Origin of the sequence: Neobacillus drentensis, from assembly GCF_036966985.1 — a bacterium.
Lineage (GTDB): Bacteria > Bacillota > Bacilli > Bacillales > Cytobacillaceae > Neobacillus > Neobacillus drentensis_E.
This window is the reverse complement of sequence record NZ_JBALSN010000068.1, coordinates 1-1,820: the sequence shown is the minus strand read 5'-3', so window position 1 is coordinate 1,820 and position 1,820 is coordinate 1. Positions and strand designations below refer to the sequence as shown.

2 protein-coding genes are annotated in these 1,820 nt (G+C 42.9%); both read left to right on the top strand.

Annotation, left to right across the window (positions count from 1 at the left end; all coding sequences use genetic code 11):
• Positions 1-805 (top strand): Gfo/Idh/MocA family protein (locus tag V7659_RS04980; protein ID WP_335538528.1); only part of this gene is annotated, 805 nt, incomplete at its 5' end.
• Positions 802-1,773, top strand: a complete 972-nt coding sequence (locus V7659_RS04975) for a sugar phosphate isomerase/epimerase family protein (RefSeq protein WP_335538526.1) — start codon at positions 802-804, stop codon at positions 1,771-1,773. The genes V7659_RS04980 and V7659_RS04975, both read left to right, overlap by 4 nt.
• Positions 1,774-1,820: the final 47 nt, after the last annotated feature.

The following is a 1,820-nucleotide window of genomic DNA, read 5'->3' as shown; positions in this document are numbered from 1 at the left end:
CAGACAGCATGCGAGTGTGCAAAACCTGCGAGCTAAAATTGCTAACGGTGACCTTGGGAAAGTGAATTTGGTTCACGGAAGCTATTTGCAGGATTGGTTACTATATGAAACGGATTTTAACTGGCGTTTAGCACCGGAAGTCGGCGGAAAATCTCGCGCAGTAGCAGATATCGGGTCTCATTGGTGTGACACCGTTCAATTTGTTACCGGTAAAAAGATTGTAGAAGTATTTGCTGATTTAGCAACGGTCATTCCAGTTAGAAAGAAAGCAATTGGAAGTGTGGCCACTTTCAGCACACAAAGTACTGAAGATGTAGAATATGAAGATGTTTCAATCAATACAGAAGACTATGCATCCGTACTAGTTCGTTTTCAAGATGGATCAAGAGGAGTCTTCACTGTTTCACAAGTAAGTGCAGGCCGAAAAAATCGTTTAAGCTTTGAAATCGATGGCAGCAAGAGCTCTGCTTACTGGAATCAAGAAGAGCCAGAAAAATTATGGATGGGGCACAGGGATAAGCCGAATGAGATCCTTCTTGCCGATCCGGCACTGTTCGCACCTGAAGCAAGATCAGCGATTCATCATCCAGGAGGTCATAACGAAGGCTGGCCAGATGCACTGAAAAATATGATGTTAAATTATTATACGTTCATTCGTGATGGTAAAGATCCTTTAAAGGATCAAGCTAATTTTGCTACATTCGAAGACGGTCATATTTCGATGGCTATTACCGATGCCATTTTAGAAAGCCATGAACAGCAAAAATGGGTGAAGGTTCAGGCGAATAAGGAGGTTTTAGTGTGAAACTAGGTGTGTTTACAGTTCTATATCAAAATCTTCCTTTCGAAGCCATGTTAGATAAATTAGCCCAAATAGGAGTAGAGGCCGTTGAGTTAGGAACCGGTAACTATCCAGGGAATAGTCATTGTAATCCCGATGAATTGTTAGGGAATCCAGATAAAATCAAATCGTTCCGACGTGCGATTGAAAGCAGGGGACTAACCATCAGCGGACTAAGCTGCCATGGCAACCCTCTGCATCCTAATGTAAAGGCTGCCAAAGAGGCGCATGATGTATGGAGAAAAACGGTTTTACTGGCTGAACAGTTAGAGGTACCAGTTATCAATGGTTTTGCTGGATGTCCAGGGGATCATCCGGGTGCCAAGTTTCCAAATTGGGTGACCTGCTCTTGGCCTCCTGAATATGCAGAAGTCTTAGAATGGCAATGGAATGATATCGTTATTCCGTACTGGAAAGAAGAAGCGAAATTCGCTGAAATGCACGGGATTCATCAAATTGCTTTCGAAATGCATCCGGGATTTGTTGTCTATAATCCGGAAACACTACTAAAACTAAGAGAACATGCTGGACCGAATATCGGAGCTAACTTTGACCCAAGTCATTTGGTGTGGCAAGGAATTGATCCAGTTGAGGCCATTAAAAAACTAGGCCGTGAAAATGCGATCTTCCATTTCCATGCAAAAGATACCTATTTAGACCAAGCCAATATCAAGATGAATGGTGTTCTCGATACGAAGCATTACAGTCAAGTATTAGATCGCTCATGGACCTTCCGCTCAGTGGGCTATGGCCATAACGAAAAAATGTGGAAAGATATGATCAGTACACTTCGTGCAGTAGGGTATGATTACGTGGTTTCCATTGAACATGAAGATATGTTGGCGTCTATCGATGAAGGCTTAATGAAAGCAATCACACTGTTAAAAGGAACGTTGTTTAAAGAGCAAGTATCGGAAATGTGGTGGGCTTAAGGAAGCACAGGGACGGTTCTCATGCTTCCGAAGCATGAGAACCGTCC